The 24,420-nt window shown below is 71.1% G+C and carries 19 protein-coding genes; 11 read left to right on the top strand and 8 right to left on the bottom strand.

The features are described from left to right. Positions 1-4 precede the first annotated feature (4 nt). The 3 genes from AB0J91_RS24150 to AB0J91_RS24140 all read left to right on the top strand — a co-directional run bounded on the left by AB0J91_RS24150 (position 5) and on the right by AB0J91_RS24140 (position 4,904). Positions 5-1,207 (top strand): NAD(P)/FAD-dependent oxidoreductase, encoded by a 1,203-nt coding sequence (locus AB0J91_RS24150; protein WP_363872825.1) that lies wholly within the window; start codon positions 5-7, stop codon positions 1,205-1,207. Positions 1,208-1,381: 174 nt separating this feature from the next. Beyond that, a complete protein-coding gene (locus AB0J91_RS24145; protein ID WP_363872822.1) occupies positions 1,382-3,880 on the top strand; it encodes a glycosyltransferase in 2,499 nt (832 codons plus the stop codon). Further along, positions 3,870-4,904, top strand: a complete 1,035-nt coding sequence (locus AB0J91_RS24140; protein ID WP_363872819.1) for a glycosyltransferase family 1 protein — start codon at positions 3,870-3,872, stop codon at positions 4,902-4,904. The genes AB0J91_RS24145 and AB0J91_RS24140 overlap by 11 nt, the downstream gene beginning before the upstream one ends. A gap of 13 nt (positions 4,905-4,917) precedes the next feature. Here AB0J91_RS24140 and rfbD read toward each other — a convergent pair whose 3' ends face one another. Both rfbD and rfbB read right to left on the bottom strand, forming a co-directional pair. After that, on the bottom strand, positions 4,918-5,838 hold the full coding sequence (rfbD, locus tag AB0J91_RS24135) for a dTDP-4-dehydrorhamnose reductase (RefSeq protein ID WP_363872816.1): 921 nt from the start codon (positions 5,836-5,838) through the stop codon (positions 4,918-4,920). Beyond that, positions 5,835-6,821: a dTDP-glucose 4,6-dehydratase gene (gene rfbB / locus AB0J91_RS24130; protein WP_363872813.1), complete on the bottom strand. Its 987-nt coding sequence runs from the start codon at positions 6,819-6,821 to the stop codon at positions 5,835-5,837. Before rfbB ends, rfbD begins: the two co-directional genes overlap by 4 nt. A 590-nt stretch (positions 6,822-7,411) precedes the next feature. On the opposite strand from rfbB, the gene AB0J91_RS24125 reads away from it, so the two are divergent. From AB0J91_RS24125 to AB0J91_RS24105, 5 genes are all read left to right on the top strand, one after another. Next, a complete protein-coding gene (locus AB0J91_RS24125; RefSeq protein WP_363872810.1) occupies positions 7,412-8,824 on the top strand; it encodes an LCP family protein in 1,413 nt (470 codons plus the stop codon). 450 nt (positions 8,825-9,274) lie between these two features. Next, positions 9,275-9,883 carry a DUF4232 domain-containing protein gene (locus AB0J91_RS24120; RefSeq protein ID WP_363872807.1) on the top strand — a complete coding sequence of 203 codons (609 nt, stop codon included), beginning with the start codon at positions 9,275-9,277 and terminating at the stop codon, positions 9,881-9,883. A gap of 409 nt (positions 9,884-10,292) precedes the next feature. Continuing rightward, on the top strand, positions 10,293-11,387 hold the full coding sequence (locus AB0J91_RS24115; RefSeq protein ID WP_363872804.1) for an LCP family protein: 1,095 nt from the start codon (positions 10,293-10,295) through the stop codon (positions 11,385-11,387). A 17-nt stretch (positions 11,388-11,404) separates the two neighbouring features. Further along, positions 11,405-12,118 (top strand): TIGR03089 family protein, encoded by a 714-nt coding sequence (locus AB0J91_RS24110; RefSeq protein ID WP_363872801.1) that lies wholly within the window; start codon positions 11,405-11,407, stop codon positions 12,116-12,118. A gap of 55 nt (positions 12,119-12,173) precedes the next feature. Further along, a complete protein-coding gene (locus tag AB0J91_RS24105; RefSeq protein ID WP_363872798.1) occupies positions 12,174-12,956 on the top strand; it encodes a thioesterase family protein in 783 nt (260 codons plus the stop codon). A 159-nt stretch (positions 12,957-13,115) separates the two neighbouring features. On the opposite strand, the gene purE is transcribed toward AB0J91_RS24105, so the two are convergent. The 3 genes from purE to AB0J91_RS24090 form a co-directional block, all read right to left on the bottom strand. Beyond that, positions 13,116-13,604, bottom strand: a complete 489-nt coding sequence (gene purE / locus AB0J91_RS24100; protein WP_363872899.1) for a 5-(carboxyamino)imidazole ribonucleotide mutase — start codon at positions 13,602-13,604, stop codon at positions 13,116-13,118. Between the two features lie 64 nt (positions 13,605-13,668). After that, entirely contained in the window at positions 13,669-14,853 is a 1,185-nt protein-coding gene (locus tag AB0J91_RS24095) for a 5-(carboxyamino)imidazole ribonucleotide synthase (protein WP_363872795.1), read from the bottom strand. 71 nt (positions 14,854-14,924) lie between these two features. Further along, on the bottom strand, positions 14,925-15,692 hold the full coding sequence (locus AB0J91_RS24090) for a hypothetical protein (RefSeq protein ID WP_363872792.1): 768 nt from the start codon (positions 15,690-15,692) through the stop codon (positions 14,925-14,927). 232 nt (positions 15,693-15,924) lie between these two features. Between AB0J91_RS24090 and AB0J91_RS24085 the strand changes: the two genes are divergently transcribed. Next, entirely contained in the window at positions 15,925-18,417 is a 2,493-nt protein-coding gene (locus tag AB0J91_RS24085; protein WP_363872789.1) for a sigma-70 family RNA polymerase sigma factor, read from the top strand. 125 nt (positions 18,418-18,542) lie between these two features. Continuing rightward, complete coding sequence (locus AB0J91_RS24080; protein ID WP_363872786.1) at positions 18,543-19,067, top strand: GtrA family protein; 525 nt, start codon at positions 18,543-18,545, stop codon at positions 19,065-19,067. A 3-nt stretch (positions 19,068-19,070) separates the two neighbouring features. Here the strand turns inward: AB0J91_RS24080 and AB0J91_RS24075 are convergent, their stop codons facing one another. Together AB0J91_RS24075 and AB0J91_RS24070 are read right to left on the bottom strand one after the other, a co-directional pair. Then, the gene (locus AB0J91_RS24075) at positions 19,071-20,345 is read right to left on the bottom strand and encodes an ATP-binding protein (RefSeq protein ID WP_363872783.1); all 1,275 of its coding nucleotides are present in this window, start codon (positions 20,343-20,345) and stop codon (positions 19,071-19,073) included. Between the two features lie 202 nt (positions 20,346-20,547). After that, positions 20,548-21,222 (bottom strand): response regulator transcription factor, encoded by a 675-nt coding sequence (locus AB0J91_RS24070; protein ID WP_363789812.1) that lies wholly within the window; start codon positions 21,220-21,222, stop codon positions 20,548-20,550. Positions 21,223-21,347: 125 nt separating this feature from the next. Between AB0J91_RS24070 and hisN the strand changes: the two genes are divergently transcribed. After that, a complete protein-coding gene (gene hisN / locus AB0J91_RS24065; protein WP_363872780.1) occupies positions 21,348-22,121 on the top strand; it encodes a histidinol-phosphatase in 774 nt (257 codons plus the stop codon). A 198-nt stretch (positions 22,122-22,319) separates the two neighbouring features. Here the strand turns inward: hisN and AB0J91_RS24060 are convergent, their stop codons facing one another. Then, on the bottom strand, positions 22,320-24,077 hold the full coding sequence (locus tag AB0J91_RS24060; protein WP_363872777.1) for a DUF2339 domain-containing protein: 1,758 nt from the start codon (positions 24,075-24,077) through the stop codon (positions 22,320-22,322). Positions 24,078-24,420 lie beyond the last annotated feature (343 nt).

Raw genomic sequence — 24,420 nt, 5'->3', positions numbered from 1 at the left:
GGCGATGATGTTCGACGCGATCGTCGTGGGTGCCCGCTGCGCGGGTTCGCCCACCGCAATGCTGCTGGCCCGTGCGGGTCACCGGGTGCTGCTGCTGGAGCGCGGGACGTTCCCCTCAGACACCGTTTCCACCCACGTCATCCACCAGCCCGGGGTGGCCGCGCTGGCGCGGTGGGGGTTGTTGGACGAGTTGCGCGCCACCGGTTGCCCGCCGCTGCGGCACGCCCGCTACCAGGTCGCCGATGCGCGGCTGGCCGGGTGCGGGCGCGGCGTCGCCGGGCAGCGCGCGGGGTACGCGCCGCGCCGCTTCGTGCTGGACGAGCTTCTGGCGCGGGCGGCTGTGGCGGCAGGCGCGGAGTTGCGGGAGAAGTGCCGGGTCACCGGGTTGTTGCGGGACGACGGCGGCCGGGTGGTGGGGGTGCGCGGCGAGCACCGGGGGGTGGAGTTCACCGAGCGCGCGCCGCTGGTGATCGGCGCGGACGGGATGCGCTCGTCGGTGGCCGCGCACGCCGGTGCCGGGTTCACGACCTGGGACGAGCGGTTGACCTGCGCCTACTACTCGTACTGGACGGGTGTGCCCGCCGATCTGGAGATCTACGAGTCGCCGGGCAGCTGGGTGGCGGCCACGCCCACGCACGGGCACGCGACGCTGGTGCTGACCTACTTCCCGCAGTCGCGGTTCCGCTCGGTGCGCGCGGACGCCCAGCGCGCCCACCTCGATCGCGTTCGGGAAACCGCACCTGAGCTGCACGAGCGCTTGCAGGGAGGGGAGCAGGTGGAGCGGTTGCGGGGGTCCGGTGATCAGCAGAACTTCTTCCGCGAGGCGGCGGGTCCGGGTTGGGTGCTGGTGGGCGATGCCGGCCACCACAAGGACTCGATCACCGCTCGCGGGATCAGCGACGCGTTCACCCAGGCAGAGGCGCTGGCCAGGCACATCAGCGGGTTCCTCGACTCGCCGGGGAGGCTGGACGCGGCGTTGCGGGGCTTCGCGGCCGAGCGCGACCGCACCTCGGCCTCGGGGTACGAGGCGACGCTGTCCGTGGCGCGGATGACGCCGCCGAACGAGCAGCGCCTGGCTCTGCTGCGCGCGATCCAGCAGGACGAGGAGTTGACGTCGATCTACTTCGACGCCTTCGCCGGGGCCGCCGACATCACGGCCCTCTACACGCCGAGGCTCCGGGAGCTGCTCAGCCAGGGCCCGAGGTGAGGGCAGCGGGCGGTTTTGGGGCCGAACCGTCCACGATCGATGTCCGATTCGCCCGGACAGTTCGGACCAGAACCGCCCCCTGACGAGGCCCGAACCGCCGCCGAGGCCGGTCACGGCGACCGAATTGACCGAACACCCGGGCGGCCCGGACTCGCGATGGTGCAGGCTTGGGGCGTGGTCGAAGCGAATCTTCCCGTCGTCTCCGTGATCGTCGTGAACTACCGCGGCGCGGACGACACCATCACCTGCCTGCGCGCGGTGCGCGATGAGCTGGACTACCCGGCCGACAAGCTGGAGGTGCTGTGCGTCGACAACGCCTCCGGTGACGGCTCCGCGCAGCGCATCCGGGATGCCGTGCCCGAGGCGCGGTTGATCGAGTCGGCGAGCAACACCGGTTTCGCCGGTGGCTGCAACCTGGCCGCGCGCGAGGCGTCCGGGCAGGTGCTGGCGTTCCTCAACAACGACGCCCGGCCGGACCGCAGCTGGGCGCGGGCGGCCGCGGAGGTGCTGCGGGCGGAACCGGCCGTGGGCGCAGTGGCCAGCAAGGTGCTGGACTGGGACGGCGAGCGCGTCGACTTCGTCGACGGCGGCCTCACCTGGTTCGGCATGGGCTACAAGCGGCACGCCGGTGAGCTCGACGACGGTTCGCACGACGCGCCCCGCGACGTGCTCTTCGGAACCGGGTCGGCGCTGTTCGTGCGGGCCGAGCTGTTCGCGGCGCTGGACGGTTTCGACGAGCGCTTCTTCATGTTCTACGAGGACGTGGACCTGGGCTGGCGGCTCAACCTGCGCGGCTGGCGGGTCCGCTACGAGCCGAGGTCGCTGATCTTCCACCGCCACCACGCGTCGATGGCCGAGGTGTCCTCCTCCCGCGAGCACTACCTGCTGGAGCGCAACGCGCTGGCCGCGCTGTACAAGAACGTCTCCGACGAGACGCTCGCCAAGGCGCTGCCCGCGGCGATGGCGCTGGCGGTGCGGCGGGCCACGGCGCGCGGCGAGATCGACCCGACGCAGCTGGAGATCACCCGGCGCGGCGAGGCCGAGGACGATTCCCCGGTGCCGATCGACCGCTCTGCGCTGGCGGGGATGCTGGCCATCGACCAGTTCGTGGAGCTGCTGCCGTCGCTGAAGCTCTCCCGCGAGCAGGAGCAGCGGGAGCGGGTGCGCACCGATGCCGATCTGCTGCCGCTGATGCGCAAGGCGATGGAACCCGCCTACCCGCTTCCCCGCTACCTGGCCGCGCACGACGCGCTGGTGGAGGCGTTCGAGCTGGACGAGGTGTTCGGCAGGCCGCGCAAGATCGTGGTGATCACCGGCGACGCGGTCACCGAGCGGATGGCCGGTCCGGCGATCCGCGCCTGGCACATGGCCGAGGTGCTGGCCGCCGAGCACCGGGTCCGGCTGGTCAGCGTCAACGCCCGGGTGGATCCGCCGGAGTCGGAGTTCGAGGTGCTGGCCGCCAAGCCGCGAGAGCTGGCCGAGCACGTCGAGTGGGCCGACATCGTCGTGCTGCAGGGGCACGTCCTGGAGATGGTGCCCGCGCTCAAGCGCGTGGACTCCACCAAGATCGTGGTCTGCGACGTCTACGACCCGATGCACCTGGAACTGCTGGAGCAGGGCCGGGATTCCGACGACGAGCGCCGCGCGAAGGACCTCGCCGGTGTCACCGAGGTGCTCAACACCCAGCTGGAGCGCGGTGACTTCTTCCTGTGCGCCTCGGAGCGCCAGCGGCACTTCTGGCTCGGGCACCTCGCGTCGCTGGGACGGTTGACGCCGGGGCTCTACGACAACGATCCGACGGTGCGGTCCCTGCTGTCGGTGGTTCCGTTCGGGTTGCCTTCGGTGGCTCCGCGCCGCACCGCGCCCGCGATCAAGGGCACCAGGCCGGGGATCTCGGCCGACGACAAGGTCGTGCTGTGGGCGGGTGGCGTCTACAGCTGGTTCGACCCGCTGACCCTGCTGCGCGCGATCGACCGGCTGGCGCAGCGGCGAAGCGATGTGCGGTTGTTCTTCTTGGGCATGAAGCACCCGAACCCGGACGTGCCGGAGATGGGCATGGCCGGGCAGACCCGGGCGCTGGCGCAGCGGCTCGGCCTGACCGACAAGTTCGTGTTCTTCAACGAGACCTGGGTGCCCTACCAGGAGCGGCAGAACTTCCTGCTGGACGCCGACTGCGGTGTCACCACGCACTTCGAGCACGTGGAGACGACCTTCGCGTTCCGCACGAGGGTGCTGGACTACCTGTGGTCGGGGCTGCCCGTGATCACCACCGACGGTGATTCGTTCGCCGACCTGGTGCGCAGCGAGGGCATCGGCGTCGTGGTGCCCGCCGAGGATCCCGAGCCTCTCGCCGACGCGCTGGAGAAGGTCCTCTACGACGCGGAGTTCGCCGCCGAGTGCCGCCGCCGGATCGAGCCGGTGCGCGAGCGCTTCACCTGGGAGGCGGTGCTCTCGCCGCTGACCTCGTTCTGCCGCGATCCGCGTCCGGCGGCCGACCGGCTCACCGCCGCCGCCCCGCTGGTGCGCAGCGCGCAGCCGGGACGGGTGGAGGCGGTGCGCCGGGATCTGTCGCTGCTGCGGGAGTACCTCGACGCCGGTGGTCCGGCCGAGGTCGCCAAGCGCGCGACCGGCCGGTTGCGGCGCATCGCCGGGGAACGGCTCCGTGGCCGCTGACCTGCGGGTTCTGCTCGACGCCACACCGCTGCTGGGGCCGCGCACCGGCATCGGCCGCTACACGGCGTCGCTGGTGGCGGCGCTGGCGTCCGAGGTGGACGTCCGGTTGATCGGCTTCAGCGCCCGGGGGTGGCGCCGGTTGCGCACCGAGGCGCCGGCCGGAACTCACGTGGTGGGGCCGCCGATCCCGGCTCGTGCGTTGCGGATGTTGTGGCGGGGCGGGCGTTTCCCGCCGGTCGAGCTGCTGTCCGGGACCGTCGACGTGGTGCACGGGACGAACTTCGTGCTGCCCCCGTCGGTGCGCGCGGCGGGTGTGGTGACGGTGCACGACCTGGCGTTCCTGGACGATCCTTCGCTGGCCGACGAGGATCTGCCCGCGCTGGTGCGGCTTTCGGCGCAGCGGGCGCGCGTGGTGTGCGCGCCGACGGCGGCGGTGGCCGACCAGGTCGCCGAGCGCCTGGACGTCTCGCCGGAGAAGCTCGCGGTCACGCCCTTGGGGGTCGATCCCGCATGGTTCTCGGCGGCACCGGCCTCAGACGATCGGATTCCGCCCGAGTACCTGCTGTTCGTGGGTGCGGAGAGCCCGCGCAAGGGGCTCGACGTGCTGCGGTCGGCTCTCGCTCCGGATCTCCCGCCGCTGGTCATCGCGGGCCCGGGACCGGTGGGCGAGGTCGACGGGGTGATCCGCACCGGTTATCTCACCGACGAGGAGTTGCGCGGCCTGGTGGCCGGGGCGAGCGCGCTGGTGCTGCCGTCCCGCGACGAGGGCTTCGGGTTGCCGGTGCTGGAGGCGCTGGCGTGCGGGGTGCCGGTGGTGTGCTCGGACCTCCCCGCGCTGCGGGAGGTCGCCGGTGCGCACGCGGTCTTCGCACCGGCCGAGGACCCGGCGGCGCTGCGCGAGGCGTTGCGCCGCGCGCTGGCCGCGCCCCCGGAGGCCGAGGCCGGTCGCGCGCACGCGAAGAGCTTCAGCTGGGAGCACTGCGCGAGCCGGACCCATGCCGCCTACCTGCGCGCCGTGGCGTAGGGGAACCTTCCGCTCATCCGCGGTGGCGGAAAGCTTCCCCGCTGGTGGTGAAGGCCTCCTTCAGCGCGTCCTGCCAAGGCCGCAGCGGTGTCAGACCCGCGTCCCTCCAGGCGTTCTCGGACAGCACCGAGTAGGCCGGGCGCGGGGTTCTGGTCGGGTAGTCGGCGCTGGTGCAGGGGTTCACCCGGTGCGGGTCGAGGCCCAGTTCGGCGAAGATGGCGCGGGCGAACTCGAACCAGCTGGTGGATCCGGTGTTGGTGCAGTGCAGCACCCGCTGCTGCGGGCCGGTGCCTGCGGCGACCGGCTCGGCGAGTTCCAGCAGGCCGCGAGCCAGGTCCGCGGCCCAGGTGGGCGAGCCGATCTGGTCGTTCACGACGGACAGTTCGTCGCGCTGGGCCGCCAGCCGAGCCATGGTCTTGACGAAGTTGCCGCCGTGCGCGCCGTAGACCCAGGCTGTGCGCACGATCCAGGCGCTCGCACCCGATTCCAGCACCGCCCGCTCCCCTTCGAGCTTGGTGCGGCCGTAGACGGTGCGCGGCCCGGTCTCGTCGCCCGGCTCGTAGGGGCGGTCGGCGTCGCCGGGGAAGACGTAGTCGGTGGACACGTGCAGCAGCGGCAGTCCGCCGTCCCGGCACGCCTCGGCGAGCGCGGCAGGGCCCGCGACGTTGACCCGGTGCGCCCCTTCGGGATCGGACTCGGCGGCGTCCACGGCGGTGTAGGCGGCGGTGTTGATCACGACCGGGCGGAGTTCGGCGTCGCGGGCGGCCTGGGCGAACGCTTCGACGGCGTCGCGCACGGATTCGGTGTCGGTGATGTCGAGCTTTGACGATCCCGGTGCGTGCACCAGGCTCCCGCGCCGGGCGTCGAGGATCGCCGACAACTCGGAGCCGACCTGTCCCTTGCCGCCCGGGACGAGCACCGCCAGGCGGGTCATCGGGCCACCGCCGCGCGCTCCTTCAGCGGTTCCCACCACGACCGGTGGTCCCGGTACCAGGCGATGGTGTCGCGCAGCCCGGTCTCGAAGTCGATCTGCGGGGCGTAGCCGAGCTCGGCGATCTTGGCGTGGTCGACCGAGTAGCGGCGGTCGTGGCCCTTGCGGTCCTCGACGGGTTCGACCATCGAGTGGTCCAGTCCGAACTCGGCGAGCAGCCGTTCGGTCAGCTCCCGGTTGGTCAGCTCGGTGCCGCCGCCGATGTTGTAGATCTCACCCGGAGTCCCGGACTCGGCGACGAGCTGGATGCCTCGGCAGTGATCGCCGACGTGCAGCCAGTCGCGCACGTTCATGCCGTCGCCGTAGAGGGGAACCTTGCGCCCGTCCATCAGGTTCGTGATGAACAGCGGCAGCACCTTCTCCGGGAACTGGTACGGGCCGTAGTTGTTCGAGCACCGCGTGATGCACACCGGAAGCCCGTGCGTGCGGTGGTAGGCGCGCGCCAGCAGGTCGGAGCCCGCTTTGGCCGCCGAGTAAGGCGAATTGGGCTCGAGAAGATGATCTTCTGGCCACGAACCGGTCTCGATCGAGCCGTAGACCTCGTCGGTGGAGACGTGGACGAACTTGCCCACACCGGCTTCCAGCGCGGCCTGCAGCAGCGCGTTGGTCCCCACCACGTTGGTCACCACGAAGGCGTCGGAACCGGTGATGGAGCGGTCCACGTGGGTCTCCGCGGCGAAGTGCACCACCACGTCGACGCTGGTCATGACCTCGCCGAGCAGGTCGCGGTCGCAGATGTCGCCGCGCACGAACCGCAGCCGGGGGTCGTCGGCCACCTCCGCCAGGTTCGCCTCGTTGCCCGCGTAGGTCAGCTTGTCCAGCACGATCACTTCGGCGCCGCTGAAGGCCGGATAAGCCCCGCTGAGCAGCTGCCTGACGTAGTGCGAGCCGATGAAGCCGGCCCCACCGGTGACCAGAATCCGCATTCCGCCTCTTCCTCGTCCTGCGCGGGCAGTAGGCGCACGGCCCGCGATGGGCAGTCTGACATGCGCCGATGCTCGACCCCATCGACTCCCGAGTTACGTACCGTCACAGACGTGGTTCACCCTTATGAGTGAGATCACCAGTTCTCGAGGGACCCGTCATGGTTCGAGTGGATCACCGTTAGCCTTCTCCGAGAAGTCGGGCAAAATCACTCGTGTAGGTGTAACGCTCGCCCCCGCAGCCCCCAAGGAGGAATCGCGTGGACGACCGGCCGAGGCGGCCCGGGAGCCCTGATGGGCGACCCGGAAGAGGTGTTCCGCCACGTGGCCCCGGAGGCGGGCCGGCCCGCTCCGGCGCTCCTGCCGGCCGACCGCAGGGTGCTCGTCGCACCGGTGCGGCAGGCGCTGCGAAGACCGGCGCCGCGAGTGCCGCGAGGAGCAGCTCAGCGACTGCTCAGAGTAAGGCTGCGGCCAGGGAATCTGCTCGAAGCGGTGATGCCGACCTGCATCCCGACGACGTCTGGAGCCGAGGCGGCTTCTGGCAGCGGAAGACCACCCGCAACGGCGCCCGCACCCTCACCGCCCTGCTGTCGGTGATCGTCCTGTGCATCACCGGCTTCGCCTGGGCGATGTTCCGGCCGGGCGCGGGCGGCACCGGCACCGCCGACGTCATCGGCAGCGGGTTCAGCGCCCCCGACGGCGCCACCGACATCCTGCTGATCGGCAACGACAGCCGCACCGACGCGCAGGGCAACCCGCTGCCCAAGCAGATCCTGCAGGAGCTGCACACCACGCAGGAGGGCGGCGACCTCACCGACGCCATGATCCTGGTGCGCATCCCCAACGGCGGTCACAGCGCCAGCGCCATGTCCTTCCCCCGGGACACCATGGTCAACAGCAGTGTCGGCGAGGAGAAGCACAAGCTCACCGAGACCATGAACCGCGGCAAGGACGCCGAACGCGCCAAGCTGCAGGAAGAAGGCGTCACCGACCCCAAGGAGCTCGACGAGAAGTCGCGGCTGGCCGGCAAGCAGGCGCTGCTGGAGACCATGGAGAAGCTCACCGGCGTGAGCATCGACCACTACGCCGAGGTCAACCTGCTCGGGTTCTACGAGATCACCAAGGCCGTCGGCGGCGTCGAGGTCTGCCTCAACGACGCCACCAAGGACAGCTACTCCGGCGCCAACTTCAAGAAGGGCGTGCAGACGATCCAGGGCGCCGACGCGCTCGCCTTCGTCCGGCAGCGCCACGGCCTGCTCAACGAGCTCTCCCGCGGCAAGCGCCAGCAGGTGTTCATGTCCGCGCTCGCGCACCGGATCCTGTCCTCCGGCACCCTGGCCAACCCGGCGAAGCTCAGCGCGCTGATCGACGCGATCAACAAGTCGGTGACCCTCGACCCGGCACTGGCCAGCGACATCCTCGGCTTCGCCGAGCAGATGCAGGGCATCGCCGGCGGCAACGTGCAGTTCTACAGCGCCCCGGTGCACCTGGTCGGCGAGTCCGGCCAGGAGGACGTCACGCTCAACATCGCCGAGAGCAAGCAGTTCGCGGCCGACCTTCTTCTGCCCCCGCAGCAGCGCGCGCAGAAGCTGGCGACCCTGAAGTCCCCGACCAAGGTCACCACCAGCGTCTACAACGCCTCCGGCATCAGCGGGCTGGCCGCCAACGTGCTGGAGGAGCTGACCAGTCAGGGCTTCCAGGAAGGCAGCAGCTCCAACTCCGAGACCCGAGCCTCCTCGGTCGTCTACTACGCCAACGGCGAGCAGGACGTCGGCAAGTTGGTCGCCGAGTCCCTCGGAGGCCTGCCCACCGAGATCAGCCCCAACCTCGCCCCGGGCAGCGTCGAGGTCTACATCGGCAAGGACTACAAGGGCCCCGGCAAGTCGAACTTCGCCGGCGCCCCCACCCTCCGCCTCGACGGCCTGAACACGGCCGCACCGCTGCGCACGCAGGCGGACACCGGGAACAACCCCATCACCGCGGACGGGGTCCCCTGCATCGACTGAGGTGCATGGGAACTTCCCTGTCACCGTCGGAGCCGCCAGGCAGCATGGGAGCTTTCCTGTCACCAGCAGTTGACAGGAAAGCTCCCATGCGCCTGCTGTGAGGGGCTCGATCCACCGACCGCGCCCGGGGACGCGCTTGTCCCGCGCGGTCGGTCCCGCGCAGGGCCAGACCCTGAATCGCAATTTCTCCTGATTCCGCGACGCCCGCCTGATACACGACGATCCGGAATCGCGCACGTCGATCCCGGATATATGGGGGACAACCCCCAAGGGATTCCCCCGATACCGCGCGGAAATTGACCCAAAACTTCCCGAGGTCAACGAACGCGCAGGTGAGAGACTTGCTCAAATTCTTTTCCAACGCGGAGCAACCGAGCCGGGGGCGGCACGTCTTACGAATCAAAAGCGGGTGAGAGAGACCCGATAGCACCCTGGGGGAAGGACCCAATCATGCTGAAGCGAATTCGTACCGCCGGTGCCGCGACCGCCCTCCTCGGCGGAACTCTGCTGATCGCCGGATGCAGCGGCCAGGCCGCGACGAACTCGCCGGCCGGGCTGCCCCAATCCGGTTCGCAGGCCGTCAACGCCGTCGGCGTCGGCACCCCGCAGGGCGATGACGTCTCCGCGTCAAACTGCTCGGCGACGGACTTCCAGATCAAGCTGCAGGCCCAGTCCAACCCGAACCAGTACCTGCTGACCATGACCAACACCTCGGACAAGGCCTGCGAGCTCGGCGGCTGGGTGAACCTGACGCCCACCGACATGGCGAACGAGCCGATCGAGGAAGTTCCCAGCGAGAACGTCGAGATCCCGGGCGGGCCGCAGGACATCACCCTCGAGCCGGGCCGGACCGCTTTCGCCGGCGTCCACGCCGAACTGGGCGACAAGGGCGACTCGAACACCTACGTCACCAGCGGTTTCGTCGCCAGCCCCGCCGACATGAGCGGCTCGGTCAACGCCCCGGTCAACAGCCTGAACAACGAGCCGGTCACCGAGATCCCGCTGAAGAGCCTGCAGGTCGGCACCCTCCAGCCCTCGGCCCAGGGCGTCCTGTTCTGACCGACGCGACTCCCGCCCGAAGCCCGCGCCGCACCGGCGCGGGCTTCGCCGCGTTCAGGGCTCCCTTCGCGAAGTGAGCCAAAGGTTCCCAGCCCGGTGACCCAAGGTCTCCCCTCGCGACGTGAGCGGAAGGTTCCCTTCCTCGCGACCCAGGGGCTCCCTTCACGACATGAGCGGAAAGTTCCCCTCCTCGCGACCCAAGGGTTCCCTTCACAACGTGAGCGAAAGGTTCCCCTCCTCCGGCTTTTGAGCATGATCCTCGGCGGTTTACTGTGAATCATCGACACAAACCCAGGGGGAGGGCTCGGTGGACGAACCGGATCAGGGGCGTGAGCTCCCCGAGCCGGACGGCCCCGAAGTCGTTTCGTCCGGCCGGTCCCGCTCAGCGGCGCGGATCGCAGGACGAAGCGTGGTGGCATTCGCGTCGGTCGTCGTGCTGGGGCTCAGCGCCGTCGGCTGGTTCGTCATCGACCGGCTCAGCGAGGTCAGCTCCGCGAAGGTGCTCGCCGAGGTGCCGCACGCTCCCCCACCCGACGACGGGGCCACCGATGTGCTGCTGGTCGGCAGCGACAGCCGCACGGACGCGCAGGGCAATCCGCTGCCGCTGAAGGTCCTCAAGCAGTTGCGCACCGAGGCGACCGGTGGGCTCAACACCGACAGCCTGGTGCTCATCCGCGTCCCGCACAGCGGCGCGGCTCCGACCGCGGTGTCCATCCCGCGCGACACCTACACCGAGACGCCCTCCGGTGGCCCCGACAAGATCAACGCGGTGTACGGGCTCACCAAGAAGGCCGCTGCCGATGAGCTGGAAGGCCAGCACCTGCCTGCCGTCGAGGTCGAGCACCGCTCGAAGGTCGCCGGGCAGCGCGCGCTGGTGCAGACCGTGCAGACGCTCACCGGCATGCGCATCGATCACTACGCCGAGATCAACCTGCTCGGGTTCTTCGAGCTCACCGACGCGGTCGGCGGTGTCGAGGTCTGCCTCAACAACGCGACCAGCGACAAGGATTCCGGGGCCGACTTCAGCGCCGGGCGGCACACCGTCACCGGCGGCGACGCGCTGTCGTTCGTCCGCCAGCGGCACGGCCTACCGCGCGGCGACCTGGATCGCATCGTGCGTCAGCAGGTGTTCATGGCGGCGTTGGCGAACAAGGTGCTCTCGACGGGCACGCTCACCGATCCCGCGATGGTCAACGACCTGACCGCGGCCACCCAGCGCACGGTCGAGCTCGACGAGGACTGGGACGCGCTGGGTTTCGTGCAGCAGATGCAGCAGATCGCCGCGGGGCGGGTCAACTTCGTGACGATGCCGGTGCTCAGCGCGGGCGCGCGCGACGAGCGGGGGCAGAGCATCGTCTCCATCGACCGCGCGGCCGTGCAGCAGTTCTTCGCGGGCCTGTCCGCGAACGCGCCCGGCCTGGCCCCGAAACCGGGCCTGCGGCTGGACGGGACCGCCCGGCAGCAACCGATCACCTCCGACGGCGACGTTCCCTGCGTGAACTAGCCGGTTAGGCTGCGCGCATGAGCGTCACCCAGGCACTTCTCGGTCCGCTGCTGGCGAGCGGCGCACCCAAACCGCTGATCACGCACTACGACGACGCCACCGGTGCTCGCATCGAGCTCTCCCGAGCCACCACCGCGAACTGGGCGGCCAAGACGGCGAACTGGCTGGTGGACGAGATCGACCTGGAGCCGGAGACACCGGTCTCGGTGTCGCTGCCCGCGCACTGGCAGACGGTCGGCGTGCTGCTGGGTGCCTGGTGGGCGGGCGCGCACGTGACCGATGAACCGGCAGGTGCCGAGGTCGCGTTCGTACCGGCCGCCGACCTCGCGCGCGGTGAGGGCGCGCACGTGGTCGCCGCCGTCGGCCTGGACCCGCTGGGGGCGCCGGCTCGCGGCCTGCCCACCGGCACCGCGGACTACGTCTCGGACATCCGCGTGCACGGCGACGACTTCAGCCCGATCACGCCCGTCGCCGGGGATTCGCCCGCGCTGCTGGGCAAGTCCGTGGACGAGGTGCTGGAGCTGGCGAGGCTCCGCGCGGGTGAACTGGGAATCGGCCGCGACGACCGAGTCCTGTCCACCTTGGACTGGACGTTGCCCGGAGGCGTCGTGGACGGACTGCTCGCGGTGCTCGCCGCGGAGGCCGCGCTCGTGCACTGCACCCACCCGGACCCCGCCAAGCTCGACAAGCGACGCGCCGACGAGCGCACGACCGTCGAACTCGGGCTCTGAGAGACCCCTCACACAACGCCCCCATCACTTACCTACTCGTGGGTAACATCGATGGATGCGTGATGCGCAGTCACTCTTCCGCACCGAGGGCGAGTTCCTCGTGCCGAACGAGGCGTCCGGGAACCCCTGGGGCGAGCTGACCGGGGGCGGCCCGGTCGCGGGTCTGATCGCCCGCGCCGTCGAAGCGGCCAACGACGACCCGGACCTGTTCGTCGCCCGGCTCACCGTGGACCTGATGCGCCCGGTGCCGCGTGTTCCGCTGTCGATCGAGGTGCGGCCGCTGCGCACCGGCAAGCGGCTCAAGGTGGTTCAGGCCGGACTGCACGTCGACGGCCGGCTGCACACCAACGCCACCGCTCACCTGCTGCGACGCTCCGACCTCGACGGTCCCGCACCCGATTCCGCGGTGCCGTTCGACGGTCCCGACGGTCTGGAGGACCGCACGCTGCTTCCGCCCGAGCTGGGACTTCGCTGGGGAGTGCACGACGTGATGCAGGTGCGGTGGCTGGCCGACCAGTCGGCGATCGGCACCAGCCGCGCGTGGATGCGGATGCCGCTCCCCTTGCTGCCGGGTGAACCCCTGAGCCCGCTGTCGCACGTGGCGATCCTCGCCGACGCGATCAGCGCCGCCAGCCCGATCGGCGAACTGTTCGGTCCCTGGATCAACACCGACGTCTCGATCTACCTGCACCGCGAGATGCGGGGCGAGTGGCTCGGCATGGAGATGCGACGAGACGTCCAACTCACCGGGATCGGCACCGCTCACGCCCGCCTCTACGACACCGAGGGCCCCATCGGCACGGCCCAAGAAGCAGTCATGGTCAACCAGCTGGGCTGACCCCGACCCGCAGCACGCGAACAACGTCCCCCCACACGAGACGCACCGGGGGCGACCCGATTACCGCCGTAATCCGGACCCGGAAAACCGCAGTAATCGGGTGGCTGAATACCGCCGCAGTCCGGTTGGCCCGGGTGGGGTTTTTGCGGCTGGTGGGGGTCAGGGCTGGTTGGTCTTGGCCTGGAGGGCTGCGTGCTTCTCGTGGACCATGGTTTCGAGGGCTGCTTGGAAGTCCGCCATCTGGTGGCGGAGGCGGGTGCCGAGGTCGCCGGAGTCGGTGGCGAGGGTGCGGACCGCGAGGAGGCCCGCGTTGCGGGCTCCGCCGACCGAGACCGTGGCGACCGGAACTCCCGCGGGCATCTGGACGATGGAGAGCAGCGAGTCCATGCCGTCCAGGTGCTTCAGGGGAACCGGGACGCCGATCACCGGCAGAACCGTGGCCGACGCGACCATGCCCGGCAGGTGCGCGGCGCCGCCCGCGCCGGCGATGATCACGCGAATCCCGCGGTCGGCGGCCTCGTGCGCGTAGTCGAGCATCCGCTGCGGCGTGCGGTGCGCGGAGTAGACGCCGACCTCGAAGGGGACGTCGAACTCGGTGAGCGCGTCACCGGCCGCCTGCATCACCGGCCAGTCGGAGTCGCTGCCCATGATCACGCCAACGAGCGGCTGCTCACTCACGCGGACCTCCTGGAATGTCGAGAGCTGCTGGACGTCAGTGGATTTCGTGGCCGTCGAGCCACTCGCCCGCGGAGAGCCAGTGCGCCGCCAGCCGTGCCTGCTCGCGGACCTCGGCCATGTCGTCGCCGAGAACCGTGATGTGGCCCAGCTTGCGGCCGGGGCGCTCGCTCTTGCCGTAGAGGTGCACCTTGGCGTGCGGGTAGCGGGCGAACAGGTGGTGCAGCCGCTCGTCGACGCTCATCGTCGGCTCGACCTCGGCGCCCAGCAGGTTCGCCATCACCACGGCGGGCGCGGTCTGCTCGGTGCTGCCCAGCGGGTAGTCGAGGACCGATCGCAGGTGCTGCTCGAACTGCGAGGTGCGGGAACCCTCGATGGTCCAGTGACCGGAGTTGTGCGGGCGCATCGCCAGCTCGTTGATCACCAGGCCGTCGGTGGTCTCGAACAGCTCCACCGCCAGCACGCCGGTGACGCCCAGCGACTCGGCGACGTTGAGGGCGATGTCCTGGGCCCGCTCGATCAGCTCCGGCGAGGCGTCCGGGGCCGGGGCCAGCACCTGCACGCAGATGCCGTCCTCCTGCACGGTCTCCACCAGCGGCCACACCGCGCCCTGCCCGAACGGCGAGCGCGCGACCAGCGCGGCCAGTTCGCGGCGCAGCGGCACCCGCTGCTCGGCCAGCAGCGGCGCGCCGCCGTCGAGCAGCTCGGAGACGACGCGCTCGGCGTCCTCAGCGGAGTCGAGCAACCACACGCCGCGACCGTCGTAGCCACCGCGCGCGGTCTTGAGCACGCACGGGAAGCCGTGCTCGGCACCGAACTTCAGCACGTCGTCGACCGAGGTGATCTCGGCGAACGGCGGAACCGGCAGCCCCAGTTCGGCGAGCTTGCGGCGCATCACCAGCTTGTCCTGGGCGTGCAGCAGCGCGTCGGGGCGCGGCTGCACCGACACGCCGGCGGCCTCCAGCGCGCGGAGGTGGTCGCCGGGCACGTGCTCGTGGTCGAAGGTGACCACGTCGCAGCCCTGCGCGAAGGTCTTCAGCGCCTCCAGGTCGGTGTGGTGGCCGAACTCGACGTTCGAGGCCACCAGCGCAGCGGACTCGTCCGCGGAGTTCGCCAGCACCTTCAGCGACTGCCCGAGCGGAATCGCCGCCTGGTGCGTCATCCGGGCGAGCTGGCCACCGCCGATCATGCCGACAACTGGGGTTCCGGTGCGCTGGTCCACCCGTCCAGCCTAAGGCTGCGCACCGCTCACACCTGCACCGGGACGGTCTAGCGCGACCTGGTTCACAGCCATCACAGCGCGGCGAGCAACCGGCACACCTCCGCGTGATCGGCCGGCAGGGTCTCCTCTCGGAACCGGATCTGGCCGCAGTCGCGCAGCGCCGGGTCCGCGGCCAGCCGGTGCTCGATCATCCATTGCGCCTGCTGGCAGCGGCTGCGCAGCTGCGGCGTGCGGGGGGCGAGTATCGCCGCCGTGGCCGCCCGCAGCAGCGCCGTGGTCTCACCCGCGTCGAAGACCGCGCGCAGCACGTCGGCGATGAGCACCATCGCGACCATCCGCGGGTAGCCGTCGGCGGACACGCCCAGCATCACGGTGATGAGCGCGTAGTCCTCGTCGGCGGTGGAGTCCCGCGAGCTCGACTCCCGGTAGATCTCGTGGAGCCGGGTGCGCAGGTAGGTGGCGGTGTTGAGCCCGGTCAGCGGGTCCTCGACCTCGCGGCCGATCGACATGCCGCTGACCGCGTCCGCCCAGCCCAGCGCCGTGATCCGGATCAGCGGTGCGGGCACCGCGTCCGGGTCGGCAGAGACCAGCCCGTCGGAGTCCTCGCTCGTCACGGCGTGCAGGGCGGCGAGGTCCTGCAGCGTTCCGGACAGTCCCACGCCCGATTCCGCGCGTGACGCGCCCAGTTCCGCCAGCGGATCGGACAGGTCGTCGCCCGCCACGACGGCCGCGCACACGGCGTCGACGGCCGAAACCTCCCAATCGCTGGGAAACGGCCACCCCGCTGCTAGGCTCGCCGTCCGCCAGCGCGAGCGCACCGCTCGCTCCAGCGTCCGCACTGCCGACGCGTCACACCTCAGTGGCCAGTCCCGCATGCTCAACGTCCCTCCCCATAGGGCCTACTCGTGAGCGAGACGGAGCAGACGGTCGCCCATGACGGTGGACTCGCTGGCTTTGCCCATACGATTCGGATCACAATGATCGGCGAATTCCACACCAGGTGGTTTTCGCCAACCGAGCTCCCAGGTAGGACTGACGAGGACATGCCCCCTGCGGGGAGGAAGGTGCGGCGTGGCGACTGTTCCAGCGGAAATCGAAGGCTCCAGCGACGGTGAGCTTCTGGAAGAGGTGCGCGGCGGTTCGTCGCAGGCCTACGGCGAGCTCTACGAGCGGCACGTGGCGGCGGCCTACAACATGGCCCGCCAGGTCGCCAAGTCGCCGGCCGAGGCCGACGATCTCGTCTCCGAGGCGTTCGCCAAGGTCCTCGACACGCTGCGCGAAGGCCGCGGTCCCACCACGGCGTTCCGCGCCTACCTGCTGACCGCGCTGCGGCACAGCGCCTACGACCGGACCCGGCGCGAGCGCAAGGTGCAGCTGGCCGACGACGTCGCCGAGGTCTCCGGGGCCGACGTCAGCGTGCCGTTCACCGACACCGCCGTCGACGGGTTAGAGCGCACGCTCGCCGCGCAGGCGTTCTCCCGGCTGCCGGAGCGCTGGCAGACCGTGCTCTGGCACGTCGAGATCGAAGGGCAGTCGCCCGCCGAGGTCGCCCCGCTGCTCGGGCTGACGTCCAACGGCGTGTCCGCGCTGGCCTACCGCGCCAGGGAAGGGCTCCGGCAGGCCTACCTGCAGGTCCACCTGGGACAGCTGGAAGCGTCCGGCTCCGGTGTCGAGCAGTGCCGGGCCGCCGTCGACAAGCTGGGCGCGTGGACCAGAGGGGGTCTGTCCAAGCGCGAGACCGCGCAGGTGGAGACCCACCTGGACACCTGCGACCGGTGCCGGGCGCTGGCGGCCGAGCTCGCCGACGTCAACGGTGCGCTGCGGGTCATCATCGCGCCGCTGGTCCTGGGCGCCACCGCCACCGGCTACCTCGCCACGGCTTCCTCCGGCGGTACCGCTGCCGGGGCGCTCGTCGCCGGCGGCTCCGCCGGTGGTGCCGGTGCGGCCGCCGGGGACGCGGCCAGCTCGGGTCCTCGCCAGGCGGTGACCGCCGGTGTCGCATCCGCCGTGCTGGCGGCCGCGATCGCGGTGGCCATGACCTCGGGAGCCGACCAGTCCATCCCGGTCGCGCAGGCGCCTGCCCCTCCGCCCGCCGCGGAACCGCCCGCGCCGGCACCGGCTCCCCCTGCCGCGCCACCGGCACCACCCGCACCGCCTGCGGCGCCCGCTCCGCCGCCGCCTCCTCCCGCGGCGCCGCCCGCTGCTCCCGCGCCCGCCCCGGCGCCCGCTCCGCCGCCCCCTCCGGCTGTGACGCCTTCGCTCAACGCGACCGGCCCCTCGCAGCCGTTGCAGCTGGTCGCCGGGGGTGCACCCGTGTCGGTGCCGATCCGGGTGACCAACAGCGGCACCGGCCCCTCGGTGCCGCTCACCTCGACGATGGCGCTGCCGCCGGGCGTGACCGCGCAGCTCCCGGCGGCCGTGTCCGGCCCGGCGAGCACCGCTCCCCAGGCAGCGTCGACCACGCCCGCGAGCACGTCGCCGCAGAGCGCCTCGGTGCGGACGCAGGCGGCCGGTGCTCCTGCGGTGCGCTGCAACGGTCAGACCGGCACCATCACCTGCACCACCGACCGGGGCCTGCAGCCCGGTGAGTCGATGGTCTTCGACCACCTGGTGCGGGCCGACGAGACGGCGACCGGCGGCGAGATCACCGTGTCCATCACCGCCGGTGGCCAGATCGACCTGCGGCTGCCCGCGGTTCCGGTGATCGTGCAGCCCGCACCCGAACCCGAACCGCCGGCCCCGCCGAAGCCCGTCGACCGGGTCGATCTCCACGCCTGGGCGTGGGACCAGCCGTGGATGGACATCAGCCGGGTCGCGATCGGGGTGCGCAACACCGGCACCAGCACCGGTCGCGCGGAAGTGGTGGCCGAGCTGCCCGAAGGCGTCGAGGCCGACGTCGTGCCGACCGGCTGCACCTCCGTCGGACGCCTCGTGACCTGCGCCGAAGACGGTCTCGCTCCGCGCGAGGGCTTCTACCGGGAGCTGTGGGTCTCCAGCGACCGCGAGCACCCGGGCCACCCGTGGTGGCCGCTGCACGGTCAGGACGCGGTGGCCGTCGACGGCCGTCACCGGTACGACGTCTGGCTGCCGATCACCGCGACGCTGGGCGAAGCGACCGATCGGCAGGCCGTGGCGCTGCACCTGTGGTCTCCCTGGTGGCCGCCGAAGCCGCCGGAACCGACCCCGCCACCGACCACCACCGGCACGACCACGTCGACGACGACCAGCACCGGGCCGGACTGCCCGCCGTGGTGGCCGCCGGGCCACACCGGTGAGCCGCCGTGGACGCCCGGGAACGGGCACGGCAACGGTCACGACCGTCCGTGGGAGCACGGGCCCTGCAGCCCGCCGTCGCACGAGCGCCCGCTTCCACCGCCGCAGCCGTCACCGACCGCGGTGCCGCCCACGACGACAGCACCGCCGCCGACCACGACGACGCCGAGCCCGGCTCCGAGCTCGTCGCCGCCTCCGTCGACGACGACCGCACCGCCGTCCTCGTCCACCACGACCCGACCCACCACGTCGAGCACCACGACGTCGAGCACCCCCACCTCGGGTTCCTGACCTGGTCAGTCGCTCGTCCCGGCCTCGATCCGCGGTCTGATCGAGGCCGGGACGAGCGACTGGAAGTGAGGTGGCGTACTCCGGTCCTGGCCCAGGGACGCGCGGCGCCTCCGTAGACTTGAGGGGTGTCCGTTGCAGATTCGGTGCTGGCGCGGGTCCCGCAGCCGTACCGGGCTTTCGCGTTTCGGTACCGCGAGCTGCTCAAGTTCGGTGTCGTCGGCGCGATCACCTTCTTCATCGACACGGGCATCTTCTACGCGCTGAAGCTGACGATCCTCTCGCCGAAACCCGTGACCTCGAAGGTCATCGCGGTGCTGGTGGCGACGCTGGTGTCCTACGTGCTCAACCGCGACTGGTCGTTCCGCACGCGCGGCGGTCATCGCAGGCACCACGAAGCGACGCTGTACTTCATCATCAGCGGCATCGGAGTCGGCCTGTACTCCGCGCCGCTGTGGGTCTCCCGCTACGTGCTCCACCTGCAAACGCCCTACACGAGCAGGCTGATCGAGGAGATCGCCGACTTCACCGCCGGGCAGATCGTCGGGTTGCTGCTGGGCATGGCGTTCCGCTGGTGGGCCTTCCGCAAGTGGGTCTTCCCCACCGATCACGAAGAGGACGCCCCGGAGAACGACCGAGCGCTGGCCCGCTGAGGCTCAGCGCGGGGTGGGTTCCGGCTTCCACAGCAGGCCCAGCACGTCGTCGGCGCGGGCGACCCTGAGGAACACCTCGAACATCGCCGGCCGGGCCTGGCTGAGCTCCAGGCGACCGCCGTCGGCCTCCACCAGCGCCCTGGCCAGCGCCAAACCGACGCCCGTGGAGCCGTGCCCGGAGAAACCGCGCTCGAAGACGTGCGGGACCAGCGCGTCCGGCACGCCCGACCCGGCGTCGGAGACCTCGATGAGCACCGTGCCACCGCCGTGCCTGGCGGTGAGCGTGACCGGGCCTTCGCCGTGCCGCAGCGCGTTGTCCAGCAGCACGCCGATCGCTTCCCGCAGCCGGGCCGGGGTGGCGCGCGCCAGCAGCTCGTCACCGATCTTGAGCCGCAAGGTGCGGCCGTGGTTGCGCAGCGGTTCGCGCCACTCGTCGGCGACCTGGTTGAGCAGGCTCGTCACGTCGAGCGGTTCGGCGTCGCGGGCGCGCGCCGCGGTCGCGGCCGCCAGCAGGTCGTCGAGCACCGCGGAGAGCCGCTCGGCCTGCTCCAGCGCGGCGCCCGCCTCCTCCGAGACGTCGGCGTCGTCGACCGCCGCCAGCGCCTCCAACCTCAGGTGCAGCGCGGTCAGGCGGCTGCGCAGCTGGTGCGAGACGTCGCCGACGAGCTCGCGTTCCCGCTGCACCAGCTGGGACAGCGCCGCGCCGGAGGCGTCCAGCGCGTCGGCGACCCGGTCGAGCTCGGGCACCTCGTGCCGCTGCGGATCGGGCCGGAAGTCACCCGCGCCGAGCCGCGCGGCCCTCGACGCGACGTGGCGGAGGGGATCGGCGAGGCGTCGCGCCGTCACCGAGGCGACGATCATGCCGGTGCCCGCGGAGAGGACCACGAGCATCAGCACCAGCCCGGCGACCTGGAGCTGCTGGGTGCGCACCGGAGCGCTGGGCGCGGCGATGGTCACCGTGCCGCTCTGCACCATCGGCACGCTCTGGACGAGCGGGTCCTCACCGGGATCGGGCCCGTAGACGTAGTCGTGCGCCTGGGTCCGCACCACCAGGCGGGCTCCCCCGGGAACCGCCAGCCGCACGGCGTTGAGGTCGATCGGGCGCTGGTTGGCGACCTGCTCGTCGAGCAGCGTCGCGATCTGCTGCGCCCGCGTCGACAGGTCGGCACCGGTGAGGTCCTGGACGAGCTTGAGCGCGCTGAAGCCCAGCGGGAGCCCCAGCACGACCGTGGTGACGGCCACTGCGAGCAGGGTGGCCTGCAAGATCCGGCGACGCATCTAAATCCTGTTGATGGGGTTGCTGTGCTTAGCGGTGCAGGTGGCAGAACCTGAGCGGCTCCGTGGACTCCGTGCGCCGCTCCTGATGTACGCGAATACACGGCGTCCCGGCGTGCTCGCCACGAAACCGCTCAGAACCCGCAGCGGTGCGGGCTGAGTCCCACACCTGAAACAGCGGCTTCGCCGCATTCCTCAGCCGCTCCTAGTCCGAGTTGAAGCGGAACCCGACGCCGCGCACGGTGGCGATGCGGGTCTCGTCCAGCCGGCCGTTGCTGTCGCTGAGCTTCCGGCGCAGCCAGGAGATGTGCATGTCGAGGGTTTTGCTGCCCTTGCGGTCGGACTCCGGCCAGACCTCTTCGAGGATCTCCTCGCGGGTCACGACCTGGCCCGCGTGCTGCATCAGCACCCGCAGCAGCTCGTACTCCTTGTTCGCCAGCTGCACCTCGTGCTCGTCGACCAGGACCCGGCGGGCGGTCAGGTCCAGGCGCACCCCGGAGGCCTCGACCGTTTCCGGCGCGCCCCGGCGCAGCAGCGCGCGGATGCGGGCCATCAGCTCGGCGAGGCGGAACGGCTTGGCCACGTAGTCGTCGGCACCGGCGTCCAGGCCGACCACGAAGTCGACCTCGTCGGTGCGCGCGGTGAGCATCAGGACGGGGAGTCCGCGGCCCTGCGCGCGCAGTCTGCGGCACACTTCCAGGCCGTCCATGTCCGGCAGTCCCAGATCGAGAACCAGCAGGTCAACGCCACCCTCGGCGGCGGTGTGCAGCGTCGACGGACCGTCGGCGATCACCTTCACCGCGTAGCCCTCGCGTTGCAGCGCCCGGGACAGCGGCACCGCGATGGCCGGATCATCTTCTGCCAGCAACACCACGCTCACGCATCCCAGACTAGAGCCTGCGCGGAAGTTCCTTCGCCCAGCGGTGCGGCTGGCAGGACCTGAAAGGCCCCGCGGATCACCGCCCTCGCCAGGTCGCCGGTGGCGACGGACTAGGGTCTGGGGATGTGACCAGCGATCTCGATCTCGCCCAGCAGCTGGCCGATGTTGCCGACTCGATCACCACGGCGCGCTTCCGCGCCCGCGATCTCGGCGTCGACCGCAAACCCGACCGCACCCCGGTGACCGACGCCGACCTGGCCGTCGAGGACGCCGTGCGCGAGGTGCTCGCCGAGCACCGTCCCGGTGACGTCGTCGCCGGTGAGGAGCGCGGCGGCACGACGGGCGACGGGCGCGCCTGGGTGCTGGACCCGATCGACGGCACCAAGAACTTCCTGCGCGGCGTGCCCGCCTGGGCCACCCTGATCGCGCTGGTCGACCACCAGCGCCCGATCGTGGGCATGATCAGCGCCCCGGCCCTGGGCAAGCGCTGGTGGGCCGCCGCGGGCGAAGGTGCCTGGTGCCGGACCGGCCAGGGCGAGCCCGAGCGGATCTCGGTGTCCGGGGTGCGCGACACCGCCGACGCCTACGTGTCCACGACCCACCTGGGCACCTGGGTGGAGCACCACTCGCGGGAGTCCTACCTGCGGTTGATCGACGCCTGCTGGGAGAACAGGGCGTTCGGCGACTTCTGGCACCACTGCCTGGTCGCCGAGGGCGTCATCGACATCGCCGCGGAACCGATCGTGAACCCGTGGGACGTGGCGGCGGCGCAGATCCTCGTGGAGGAGGCCGGTGGCAGGTTCACCGACCTCGCAGGCGTCGCCCGCTACGACGGCGGCAACGGCTTGTCCACCAACGGGCACCTCCACGACGAAGCCCTGCGCCTGCTGGAGCGTTGAAAACTGTTGGGGAATCACCTTGCTCGCCGGTGCGGGTAGCGGAACCTGAGGCGGCCCTCCTGCTCCGGGCGCGCCGACTCATGTATGCCAATACACCACGTCGACACGTCCTCACAGGAGAACCGCCTCAGAACCCGCGGCGGTGCGAGCTGAGTCCCGCACCTGAAACAGCGGCTACCGCCGCTCTCCTCAACAGACCTAGATCGATGGTTCTGCTTGGCGGGTGAGGAGTCTGGCGTAGCCGACGCCCGCGGTGAGCAGGATCAGTCCTGCGCACAGGAACGCGATCACGCGGGCGAAGCCGTCGAGCGTGGCCAGGTCGAACAGCAGCAGCTTCGCCAGCGACACGGCCGTGAGCACCAGGCCGCCGATGCGCAGGTGCCGCACCTGAACTCCGCGCAGCAGCAGGGCGATCGCGAACACCACCCAGCACAGGGTGATCAGGATGTGGCCGGTCAGGAACGCTCCGCGCGACTCGCTGACCAGCAGGCACGCGGCCATCGTGGCGCTGGCCGTGCCGTAGAGCAGTGCCAGCGCGGCCGAGGCCCACAGCGGCAGCGAGGCCGGCAGGCTGGCGACCTTCCCGATCCGCACCCCTGCGGTGGGCAGGGCGACCGCCACCACGGCGATCAGCAGGCCCGCGACCAGACCGGCCACGCCGGTTCCTTCGTCGGTGAACAGCAGTGCGCTGATCGGCACCTCGTTGGCCAGGGCCAGGAAGAACCCGAACACCGCGTAGCAGGCGGCGCCCAGCAGGATTCCGCCGCGCCGCAGCAGGTGCCCGGCGGCGGTCAGCAGCAGCGCCTCGCACAGCAGGCCGGTGGCCCAGCTGGACGCGTCCAGCGCGGTGATCGTCGCCTGTCCGGTGGCCACGACGGCCATCGCGCCGACGGCGGCCAGGAAGCGGCCGGGCAGCCAGTCGGCGAAGGCGGGCAGGTAGCGGCCGACGGCCCAGATCGCGGCGAGCAGCAGCGCCATGCCCGCGCCGGTCGCGGTGGCCTCGGCTCGTTCCAGCAGCAACGGGCCGGCCAGGAACGACGGGGTCGGTGCGGCGACGAGCAGGCCTATCGCGGTGCGTTCGGCGGCGGGCCGGAAACCGGCCATCACGGCGGCGACGACCACGCCCAGCACGGCGGCGACCAGGATCGCGGGCACCAGCACGGGGTTCGGGAAGGCCAGCCCCCAGAAGGCGCCGACCAGCGCGGCCAGCACGGTCGGGATGCCCGCGGCGAGCGCGAGTCCGCCCCAGCCGCGTCGCACCTGGACCGGGGCGGCGGCGACCTGCAGCAGCACCACGAAGCCGATCAGCAGCGCGTCGGCGCCCTGGGTGATCATCGGTGCGCAGATCGCGGAGCCGAGCACGACGCCGATCGCCAACGGCTGCGCCTGCCAGCGGTCCGCGAGGACGAGTCCGCCGATCGCGACGAGCAGGCCGGTGCCCAGCCCCGCCGGGGCCGGGAGGTAGCCGTAGAGCGCGGTCGCGGCGACGACGTCGAGGAACATGGCCGCGAAACCCGTGGTGGCCAGGGAGATCGAAGCGATGCGCTGCTCGGCGGCCTTGTGGTGCACCCACCAACCGGCGGCGATCAGCAGCGCGGCGAGCGCGGCTCCACCGGTGATGCGCGCGGCCGGGCCGAGCCAGTCCTGCTGGACGGCGAGGACCAGCAGGAACACCACGCCGAGCAGGGTGACGCCGCCACCGACCCAGGCCAGCACGCGGCTCGGTTCGAGGTCCGGCCTGATCCGGCGTCGAGGCTCGGCCACGGCCTGCGCGGGGGGCGCGGGAAGCGGTTCCGCGGGCGGCTGCTGCGGAGCGGCCGGTTGCGCGGAGGTGTCCTGGGGGCGGGTCGCCGCCTCGGTCTGCAGCACGCTGCCCAGGTACGACAGGCGCTGCCCGATCGCGGCGAGCTCACCCGCGACCAATTGGAGGGTGTCCCCCTGGTGCGGTTGCGACATGCCGACATGCTCCAGCCAACAAACCCCCCGAACATCCGTAGCACTACTCAGATACCCAACACCCACTACCCAGAAGCCCAGAAGCCCAGAAGCCCTACCACCGTCAGGCAACCGGCGAAGCCGGTTTCTCACTACCCCCACAAAGCAACCGGCACCGCCGCGGGTTCTGAGCGGCTCTCTGGTGAGGACAGCCGTAGCGCCGTGTATTGGACATACACAAGTCTCGGATCCCGGAGCCAGAGAGCCGCTCAGGTTCCGCTTCTAGCACCGCCAAGCAAAGGAACCACTGAGTAGTGGCAGTAAAAATCCCAACCCCCGGAGCCCAAACGTTGCTCAGATTCCG

Source organism: Saccharopolyspora sp. NPDC049357, assembly GCF_040677225.1.
GTDB lineage: Bacteria > Actinomycetota > Actinomycetes > Mycobacteriales > Pseudonocardiaceae > Saccharopolyspora.
The sequence above is the reverse complement of the archived record's forward strand: the minus strand, read 5'-3'. Positions and strand labels throughout refer to the sequence as shown.

Coding starts and splice junctions, on each gene's coding strand:
- AB0J91_RS24150 (WP_363872825.1), top strand. CDS start 5: ATGATGTTCGACGCGATCGTCGTGGGTGCCCGCTGCGCGGGTTCGCCC.
- rfbD (WP_363872816.1), bottom strand. CDS start 5,838: ATGACCCGCCTGGCGGTGCTCGTCCCGGGCGGCAAGGGACAGGTCGGC.
- rfbB (WP_363872813.1), bottom strand. CDS start 6,821: ATGCGGATTCTGGTCACCGGTGGGGCCGGCTTCATCGGCTCGCACTAC.
- AB0J91_RS24120 (WP_363872807.1), top strand. CDS start 9,275: ATGCTGAAGCGAATTCGTACCGCCGGTGCCGCGACCGCCCTCCTCGGC.
- AB0J91_RS24110 (WP_363872801.1), top strand. CDS start 11,405: ATGAGCGTCACCCAGGCACTTCTCGGTCCGCTGCTGGCGAGCGGCGCA.
- AB0J91_RS24105 (WP_363872798.1), top strand. CDS start 12,174: ATGCGTGATGCGCAGTCACTCTTCCGCACCGAGGGCGAGTTCCTCGTG.
- purE (WP_363872899.1), bottom strand. CDS start 13,604: ATGGGCAGCGACTCCGACTGGCCGGTGATGCAGGCGGCCGGTGACGCG.
- AB0J91_RS24075 (WP_363872783.1), bottom strand. CDS start 20,345: ATGCGTCGCCGGATCTTGCAGGCCACCCTGCTCGCAGTGGCCGTCACC.
- AB0J91_RS24060 (WP_363872777.1), bottom strand. CDS start 24,077: ATGTCGCAACCGCACCAGGGGGACACCCTCCAATTGGTCGCGGGTGAG.